Origin of the sequence: Amycolatopsis sp. NPDC051128 (assembly GCF_040682715.1) — a bacterium.
Lineage (GTDB): Bacteria > Actinomycetota > Actinomycetes > Mycobacteriales > Pseudonocardiaceae > Amycolatopsis.
In genome coordinates, this window is record NZ_JBFBBN010000036.1 from 94,129 (window position 1) to 103,153 (window position 9,025).

Annotated in this window: 7 protein-coding genes; 5 read left to right on the top strand and 2 right to left on the bottom strand. The window is 71.2% G+C overall.

Annotated elements, in window-relative coordinates:
- The first annotated feature begins 5 nt into the window (after window positions 1–5).
- From AB0M82_RS30775 to AB0M82_RS30790, 4 genes are read left to right on the top strand one after another with little or no spacing between them, the layout of a single operon-like run.
- Window positions 6–965 carry an ABC transporter permease gene (locus AB0M82_RS30775; protein WP_364729225.1) on the top strand — a complete coding sequence of 320 codons (960 nt, stop codon included), beginning with the start codon at window positions 6–8 and terminating at the stop codon, window positions 963–965.
- On the top strand, window positions 962–2,866 hold the full coding sequence (locus AB0M82_RS30780) for a dipeptide/oligopeptide/nickel ABC transporter permease/ATP-binding protein (protein ID WP_364729228.1): 1,905 nt from the start codon (window positions 962–964) through the stop codon (window positions 2,864–2,866). Before AB0M82_RS30775 ends, AB0M82_RS30780 begins: the two co-directional genes overlap by 4 nt.
- Window positions 2,863–3,813, top strand: coding sequence for an ABC transporter ATP-binding protein (locus AB0M82_RS30785; protein ID WP_364729231.1), 951 nt, complete (start codon window positions 2,863–2,865; stop codon window positions 3,811–3,813). Before AB0M82_RS30780 ends, AB0M82_RS30785 begins: the two co-directional genes overlap by 4 nt.
- The gene (locus AB0M82_RS30790) at window positions 3,813–4,736 is read left to right on the top strand and encodes a dihydrodipicolinate synthase family protein (protein WP_364729234.1); all 924 of its coding nucleotides are present in this window, start codon (window positions 3,813–3,815) and stop codon (window positions 4,734–4,736) included. The genes AB0M82_RS30785 and AB0M82_RS30790 overlap by 1 nt, the downstream gene beginning before the upstream one ends.
- 12 nt (window positions 4,737–4,748) lie before the next feature.
- Here AB0M82_RS30790 and AB0M82_RS30795 read toward each other — a convergent pair whose 3' ends face one another.
- Together AB0M82_RS30795 and AB0M82_RS30800 are read right to left on the bottom strand one after the other, a co-directional pair.
- Window positions 4,749–6,110 carry a protein kinase gene (locus AB0M82_RS30795; RefSeq protein ID WP_364729237.1) on the bottom strand — a complete coding sequence of 454 codons (1,362 nt, stop codon included), beginning with the start codon at window positions 6,108–6,110 and terminating at the stop codon, window positions 4,749–4,751.
- 102 nt (window positions 6,111–6,212) lie between these two features.
- A complete protein-coding gene (locus AB0M82_RS30800; RefSeq protein WP_364729240.1) occupies window positions 6,213–6,674 on the bottom strand; it encodes an HNH endonuclease in 462 nt (153 codons plus the stop codon).
- Window positions 6,675–6,913: 239 nt separating this feature from the next.
- Between AB0M82_RS30800 and htpG the strand changes: the two genes are divergently transcribed.
- On the top strand, window positions 6,914–8,821 hold the full coding sequence (htpG, locus tag AB0M82_RS30805) for a molecular chaperone HtpG (RefSeq protein ID WP_364729243.1): 1,908 nt from the start codon (window positions 6,914–6,916) through the stop codon (window positions 8,819–8,821).
- Window positions 8,822–9,025 lie beyond the last annotated feature (204 nt).

The window sequence follows — 9,025 nt, forward strand, 5'->3', positions numbered from 1 at the left end:
CACCCGTGGCCGTCGTCGTGCGGATGCTGCTGAGCCGCGTCCTCGCCCTGATCCCGTTGCTGCTCGGCGTGATCCTGTTCGTGTTCGTCGTGATGCGGTTCGCGCCCACCGACCCGGCGCTCGCCGCGTTCGACGGCGCGAACGCGACCGCCGAGCAGCTGCAGCAGTTCCGGCAGGAGAACGGGCTGCTGGACCCGCTGCCGCTGCGGTACGTCCACTTCGTCTGGCAGCTCCTGCAGGGCGACTTCGGCACCAGCGTGATCACCAAGCAGCCGGTCGGCGAGACCATCGCGACCGCGCTGCCGCTCACCGTGCAGCTGACCCTGCTCGGGCTGGGCATCGCGCTGGTGACGTCGCTGCTGCTCGGCGTGACGTCGGCGCTGTTCCGCGACCGCTGGCCGGACAAGGTGATCCGCGTCGTCACGCTGGCCGGGGTCGCGGCGCCGGCGTTCTGGGTGGCGCTGCTGCTGGTGCAGTGGCTGGCCGTCGGCCAGGGCCTGTTCCCGACCAGCGGCTACGTCAGCCCGGCCGACTCCGTCGGAGGCTGGCTCAACTCCCTGACGCTGCCCGCGGTCGCGCTGGCCCTGCCGGTGGCCGCGCAGCTGACCCGGGTGATCCGGACGTCGATGGTCGAGGAACTGGACAAGGACTACGTCCGCACCGCGCGCGGCGGCGGCCTGCCGCCGGTGGTCGTGGTCGGTCGCAACGTGCTGCGCAACGCGCTCGTCACCCCGCTGACCGTGCTCGGCCTGCGGGTCGGCTACCTGCTGGGCGGCGCGGTCGTCATCGAGACGATGTTCGCGCTGCCGGGGATGGGGCAGAACATGATCCAGGCCGTCAAGGACGGCGACACCGCCAAGGTGCAGGGCTTCGTGATCACGATCGCGATCGGGTTCGTCCTGGTGAACCTGATCGTCGACGTCCTGTACCTGATCGCGAACCCGCGGCTGCGGAGCCACTCGTGAAGCGGCTGCGCGGGTCCTGGCCCGCCCTCGCGATCCTCGGCGTCCTGGTGCTCGTCGCGGTGCTGGGCACGCTCCTGGCGACCCATGACCCGGACGCGCTGAGCACCGACTCCGGCGGGCCGGGCGGCGCGCACTGGTTCGGCACCGACGCCTCCGGCCGCGACATCTTCTCCCGGCTCGTCGCGGGCACGCGCTGGTCGCTCGCCATCGGCCTGGGGGCGGTGGCGCTCGCGCTCGTGTCGGGGGCGGTGATCGGCGCGTTCGCCGCGACGTCGGGCCGCCGCGCCGACGCGCTGGTGATGCGCGTCCTCGACGTCGTCATGGCCTTTCCCGGCATCGCGCTGGCCGCGGTGCTGGTCGCGGTGTTCGGGCACGGGATCGGCGTGCTGATCCTGGCCATCGGGTTCCTCAACACGCCGCCGGTGGCCCGCGTCGTCCGCGCGAACGTGCTGGCCCAGTACGGGGAGGACTACGTCGCCGCGGAACACGTCATCGGAGCACGCCGGCTCTTCGTGCTGACCCGCCACGTCGCGATCAACTGCGCCGCGCCCGTCCTGGTGTTCTGCACGGTCACGGTGGCAGACGCGATCGTGTTCGAGGCCTCGCTGTCGTTCATCGGCGCCGGCATCCAGCCGCCGGACCCGTCGTGGGGCTCGGTGCTCGCCGACGGCAAGGACCTGGTCCTGACCGGTGGCTGGTGGGCGACGCTGTTCCCCGGCCTGCTGATCCTGGTCACGGTGCTCGCGCTGAACATCCTGTCCGAGCGGATTTCCGACGCGTGGGCGGCGCCGTCGGCCCGCGCCGTCAAGGCGTCCGAAGTGGCGAAGGCCGTCGAAGCCCGCGACGACGCCGACACCGCACCCGTCCTGCCGATCACCGGGCTGCGGGAGGCGGGGGAGCGGCTCGCCCGCACCGCCCGGTCCCTCGACCACCGGGAGACGGTCTTGGAGGTCGACCGGCTGAGGATCGCGTTCCCCGGCCGCCATGAAGGTGTCGACGTGGTCGACGGCGTGTCATTCAGCGTCCGCGCCGGGGAGGTCCTGGGTCTCATCGGCGAGTCCGGCTGCGGCAAGACACTCACGGCGTTGTCGATCCTCGGCCTGCAGCCGCCGACCGCGAGGGTGTCCGGCCAGATCCGGTTCGCCCAGCGGGACCTGCTGGCCCTGCGCCCCGGGGAGCGCCGTCGTCACCTCGGTCACGACATCGCGATGATCTACCAGGACGCGCTGAGTTCGCTCAACCCGGCGATGACCATCCGCGCCCAGCTCAAGCAGTTCACGCGCCGCGGCGGCACCCGCACCCCGGCGGAACTGCTGGCGCTGGTCAACCTCGACCCGGACCGGACCCTGCGCGCCTACCCGCACGAGCTGTCCGGCGGCCAGCGCCGGCGCGTCCTCATCGCGATGGCCCTTTCGCGCGGCCCCAAGCTGATCGTCGCCGACGAGCCCACCACCGCGCTCGACGTCACGGTCCAGGCCCAGATCTTGGCGCTGCTGCTGCGGCTGCAGGAGGAACTGGGCTTCGCGCTCGTCCTCGTTTCGCACGACCTCGCGCTGGTGTCGGAGATCGCCGACCGCGTCGTCGTGATGTACGGCGGGCAGGTCGCCGAGCTGGGCGGCACCGCCCAGGTCATCGGTTCGCCCCGGCACCACTACACCCGCGGCCTGCTCAGCGCGGTGCTGTCGCTGGAGGAGAACGAGGCCCGCCTCACCCAGATCAAGGGTGTCGTCCCGGCGCCGGCCGGGTTCGCGCCCGGCTGCCGGTTCGCCGGCCGCTGCCCGGCCGCCCGCGCCAAGTGCCACGACGAGCCACCGGTCCGCTTCGGCGAGCCGGTCGACCACCTCGTCGCCTGCCACTTCCCGGCCGCCGACCTCGCCCGCGAGAAGGAGGCGACCGCGTGAACCTCCTCGAACTGGACGGCGTCCACGTCGTGCACAAGATCCGCGGCCGCGGCCTGTTCGGCCACGACCACGTGTACGCCCTGACCGGCGCGCACCTGGCGGTGAACCCGGGGGAGACCGTCGGCGTCGTCGGCGAGTCCGGCTGCGGGAAGTCGACGCTGGCCAAGGTGATCGTCGGTCTGCAACGCCCGACCGCCGGCACGGTGCGGTTCCGCGGGAAGCCCCTCGAACGCGGGACCGGGCGCGAGGTCGGGATGGTCTTCCAGGACCCGTCGACCGCGCTCAACCGCCGGCTCGCCGTCGCCAAGATCATCCGCGACCCGCTCGACGTGCACCGCGTCGGCACACCCGCCGAGCGCGACGACCGCGTCCGCGAGCTGATGGGCCTGGTCGGCCTCCCGGACAGCGCCGCCGACGCCGTGCCCGGACAGCTCTCCGGCGGCCAGCGCCAGCGCGTCGCGATCGCGCGCGCCCTGGCCCTGCGGCCCGCCCTGCTGGTCGCCGACGAACCGACGTCCGCGCTCGACGTCTCGGTCCGCGCCCAGATCCTCAACCTGCTGCTCGACCTGCGCGAACAGCTCGAGCTGGCGATGGTGTTCGTCTCCCACGACATCCAGACCGTGTCGAAGATGAGCGACCGGATCGTCACGATGTACCTGGGCCGGATCGTCGAGGAAGCGCCGGTGCGGGCCGAGGCCCGCCACCCCTACACGCGGGCGCTGTTTTCCGCGACGCCCAGCCTGCTGCACCCGGTCGAGCCGATCGTGCTCACCGGCCCGGTGCCGTCGGCGACGCACCCGCCGAGTGGCTGTCCGTTCCGCACGCGCTGCCCGAAGGCCACCGCCGAGTGCGCGGCCGGGCTGCCGCCGCTCGCGGTCGCCGACGGGCCGCCCGGGCACACCTACCGCTGTATCCATCCCGAGATCCCCACCGGAGTGACCGCCTGATGCCGAAGTTCGCCGGAATCGTCCCGCCGCTGTGCACGCCGTTGAACGACGACTTCAGCGTGGACACCGACTCGCTGCGGCGCCACGTCGAGGTCCAGCTCGCCGCCGGCGTGCACGGTGTCTTCGTCCTCGGCTCCTCCGGCGAGGTCGCGTTCCTGCCGGACGCCCAGCGCCGCGTCGTCGTCGAGACGACGGTCGAGCAGGTCGCCGGCCGCGTCCCGGTCCTGGCCGGCTGTGTCGACATGACGACGTCGCGGGTCGCCCAGCACATCGAGGCGGCCGAAGCGGCCGGCGCCGACGCGGTCGTCGTCACCGCGCCGTACTACACCCGGACCCACGTCGCCGAGGTCGACCGGCACTTCCGCCTGCTGCACGAGCGCACCCCGCTGCCGATCGTCGCCTACGACATCCCGGTCGCGGTCCACACGAAGCTGGACGGTGGGATGGTCCTCGACCTCGCCACGGACGGCGTCCTCGCCGGGCTGAAGGACTCCAGCGGCGACGAAGCGGCGTTCCGCGCGGTGCTGCTCGGCAAACGCGACCGCGGCCTCGACTCCTTCGCCGTGTTCACCGGGTCCGAACTGGTCGTGGACGCGGCGCTGGCAATGGGCGCCGACGGCGCGGTCCCGGGCCTCGGCAACGTCGACCCGGCCGGGTACGTCCGCATCCACGACCACGTCAGGTCCGGCGACCCGGCCGCGGCCCGCCGCGAGCAGGAACGCCTGCTGAAGCTGTTCTCGATCACCTCCGTGGCGCCCCCGAGCCGGATGGGCCGCGGCTCGGCCGGGCTCGGCGCGTTCAAGGCCGCGATGAAGCTGCGCGGCTTCATCGACAACGCCGTCATGGCGCCGCCGCAGATTCCGCTGGACGACGAGGAGCTGTTGCGGATCAAGGAAAAGCTCGCCGAAGCGGGGCTGCTTTGAGCCACGCCGGATTCAGAGTGTCCGGCAGGTGACCGCCGGGCGGTCGGCCGAGTTGCCGTTGCCGGTCACGGCGTTGAAGCCGAACGTCGTCGACCCGTTGGCGTTCAGCTTCGCGTTCCAGTCCGCGTTCTCGACCGTCACCGTCGAGCCGTCCGTCGTGAACGTTCCGTTCCACAGGCCCGCGATGCGGTGGCCGTCGGGCAGGGTCCAGCGGACGCTCCAGCCGGACAAGCCGGCGTCGTGGTCGTTGCGCACCGTCACCTGCACCTGGTAGCCGCCCGGCCAGGAGTTCGTCACCTCGTAGCGGGCGGAACAGCCCAGATCGGCCGTGGTCGTCGGGACCGCCGGCGAAGACGCCGGGGCAGGCGACGACGCCGCCGGGGCGGCGACGGTGGCGCCGCCGTCCGGCACCAGCGCCGTCCCGATCACCACCCCCAGGGCCAGCAGCACCGCGCCGGCCACGCAGGCGAGCACGAGCCGCTTTCGCGACCGGCGGACGCGCAGCATGCGGGTCGCCGTCCGGGGTGGCCGCGGCCGGGGGGCCGGCAGCGGCCGGTTCTCGGTGACCGCTTCGAACAGTTCCTGGGCCTCGGCCATCGCCGGGCGCTCCTCGGGGTCCCGCTTCAGCAGCCGGCCAAGCACCTCGGCGAGCGGCCCGCTGTGGCGCGGCGGGATGACCTCCCCCTTGGCCACCCGCAGGAGCAGGGCGATCGCGTTGTCGTCCGTGCCGAACGGGGGCGCGCCCTCCAGCGCGCGGTAGAGCGTCGCGCCGAGCGAAAAGACGTCGGCCGGGAAGCCGGCTTCGTGGCCGCCGGCGACTTCCGGGGCCAGGAACGCGGGAGTGCCGGCGATGAAGCCGCCGCCGGTCACGGTGCCTTCGCCGGTGCCGCGGGAAATGCCGAAGTCGGCGATCTTGGCGTCGCCGGACTCCCCGATGAGGATGTTGCCGGGCGTGACGTCGCGGTGCACGATGCCTTCGGCGTGCGCGGCGGCGAGCGCCGAAGCGGCCTGCGCGCCGAGGCGCGCGACCTCGTCGGCGGGCAGGCTGTCCCGGTCGAGGAGGATGTCCGCCAGGCTCCGCGACGGCAGGTATTCCATCACCAGGTACGGCTCGCCGGCGTGCTCGACGACGTCGTGCACCGTGACCGCGTGCGGGTGCCGCAGGCGGGCGGTGAGCCGGGCCTCGCGCAGGGCGCGCAGGGCCGCCTGCTCACCGGCGGCCTGCCCGATGGCCGGGTCGTAGTCCAGCTGCTTGACCGCGACCACCCGGTCGAGCCGCTCGTCGCGCGCCCGCCAGACGACGCTCATCGCGCCTTGGCCGATTCGTTCGGCCAGCCGGTACCGCCCGGCGATCAGCTGTCCTGCGTCGGTCACACGACCTCCCGGCCTTCCCCGGAGACACACGGATGCGAGGGACGATCGGTTCGAGCTTAACGACCTGCCCGCCGGACTGCCGACGACGAGCAGGTCGCGCGCTCACCCGCCGGGCCGGTGCAGCTGGTCCCACGCCGGGACGTACGGGGTGAACCGGAGCTTCATCCCGGCCTCGCCCGGCAGCTTGTCCGCCTTGCGGGCGTTGCAGCTGCGGGAGGTGCCCCCGCACGCGGCGACCGTGTTGAGCCAGTCGGTCCGGGCGCCACCGCGGCTGAGCGGCAGCACGTGGTCGATCGTGGTGGCGCGCTGCCCGCAGTAGGCGCAGCGGTACCCGTCCCGGACCAGCACGCCGCGCCGGGACCAGCGCGGCGGCTGCGTATATCGCCACTTCATGACGACGTACCGCAGCAACCGCACGATCTTCGGGCGCGGGAACAGCCCGTAGGCGAGACCGTCTTCGGCCTCGTGGATCTCGGCGACGTGCCGCACGAGCATGCGGATCGCGTGCGGCACGGAGACGGTCTGCAGCGGCTCGTAGCCGGCGTTGAGGACGAGAACCTTCACGGCGCACCTCTTTCGGTCGGTGGGTGTTTTCGGTTGGCGGGTAGCGGAAAGCCGCCCGGATCGGGGTGATCCGGGCGGCTCTTCCCTGGTTCCGGCGCAGGTCATGGTCGCCGAGCCGCGTTCCGCGCGTCAATCGCGTTTCAGCTGCTCGGCGCGGTGGCCAGGGTGAGCTGCCCGGAGTGTCGGACCTGCTCGGTAGGATCGGCCACCTCGGCTTTGACATGCGGAAAGGACCGGAAGTGACCACCCCGATCGAAACGCTGGAGTTCCAGTCGGAAGCTCGTCAGCTCCTCCAGCTGATGATCCATTCGATCTACTCGAACAAGGACACCTTCCTGCGGGAACTCGTGTCCAACGCCTCTGACGCCCTCGACAAGCTGCGGCTGGAGTCGTACCGCGACAAGGACCTCGACGCGGACACGGCCGACCTGCACATCGCGATCGAGTCGGACCCGGCGGCGCGGACACTGACGGTGCGGGACAACGGCATCGGCATGACGCGCGACGAGGTGGTCGCCCTGATCGGCACGATCGCCAAGTCGGGCACCGCCGACTTCCTGACCAAGCTGAAGGAGGCGAAGGACGCGGCGGCGTCGCAGGACCTCATCGGGCAGTTCGGCGTCGGGTTCTACGCGAGCTTCATGGTCGCGGACAAGGTCACGCTCGTGACGCGCCGCGCCGGCACCACCGAGGGCGTCCGCTGGGAGTCGACCGGCGAAGGCACCTACACGATCCAGCCGGTCGAAGACGCGCCCCAGGGCACCGCGGTGACCCTGCACCTCAAGCCCGAGGACGCCGAGGACCACCTCTACGACTACACCTCGCCGGCGAAGATCCGGGAGATCGTCAAGAAGTACTCCGACTTCATCACCTGGCCGATCCGGATGACGGCCGAGGCGGACGGTGAAGGCGAAGAGCCGAAGACCGAGACCGTCAACTCGATGAAGGCGCTGTGGGCGCGGTCGTCGAGCGAGGTCACCGACGACGAATACCACGAGTTCTACAAGCACGTCAGCCACGACTGGCAGGACCCGCTCGAGACGATCCGGCTGCAGGCCGAGGGGACGTTCGAGTACCAGGCCCTGCTGTTCCTGCCGTCGCACGCGCCGATGGACCTGTTCCTGCGGGAGCGCAAGCGCGGCGTGCAGCTCTACGTCAAGCGCGTGTTCATCATGGACGACTGCGAATCGCTCGTCCCCGAGTACCTGCGCTTCGTGAAGGGCGTCGTCGACGCGCAGGACCTCTCGCTCAACGTGTCGCGCGAGATCCTCCAGCAGGACCGGCAGATCCAGCTCATCCGCCGTCGCCTGGTGAAGAAGGTCCTCTCGACGGTCAAGACGATGATGACCGCCGACGCGGAAAAGTACGCGACGTTCTGGCGGGAGTTCGGCCGGGCGGTCAAGGAGGGCCTGCTCGACGACTTCGAGAACCGGGAAGCCATCCTCGAGATCTCGTCGTTCGCGTCGACGCACGACGCGGAAAAGCCGACTTCGCTGCGCGACTACGTCGAGCGGATGAAGGACGGGCAGCAGCACATCTACTACATGACCGGTGAATCCCGGTCGGCGATCGAGAACTCGCCGCACATGGAAGCGTTCCGGGCCAAGGGGTACGAGGTGCTCGTGCTGACCGACCCGATCGACGAGATGTGGGTCGACGCGGTGCCGGGCTTCGACGGCAAGCAGTTCCAGTCGATCGCCAAGGGACAGGTCGACCTCGAGTCGGACGAGGACAAGAAGGCGACCGAGGTCGCGCGCGAACAGCAGAAGAAGGACTTCGAGAGCCTGCTGTCGTGGATGGCGACGGCCCTGGGCGACGACGTCAAGGAGGTCCGGCTGTCGTCGCGGCTCACGACGTCGCCCGCCTGCATCGTCGGGGACACCCACGACCTGACGCCGACGCTCGAGAAGATGTACCGCGCGATGGGGCAGGAGCTGCCGCCGATCAAGCGCATCCTGGAGCTGAACCCGGAGCACGCCCTGGTGACGGGCCTGCGGGAGGCGCACACGGCGCGGCCGGACGACGCCGGGCTGGCCGAGACGGCCGAGCTGCTGTACGGGATGGCGCTGCTGGCCGAAGGTGGCGAGCTGGGCGACCCGGCCCGGTTCATCAAGCTGCTGGCGAGCCGGCTGGAAAAGACCCTCTGAGCGTGCGGCCCGGGCATCGTCGCTGAGCGGTCTCCCGCGGCTGGTCGTGAGTGAGAAACAGGGTCTGCCCGTAGTTCGTGCCGTTGGCCGTGAATGTCGCATTGAGAGACTTAGAGTCTCTCAATGCTCGATGGAGACGGTCGCCGCGTTCACCCGCGGCCAGCCGGGTCTGCGGCTCGACCTGTCCGAGGCGCACCTGTTCTA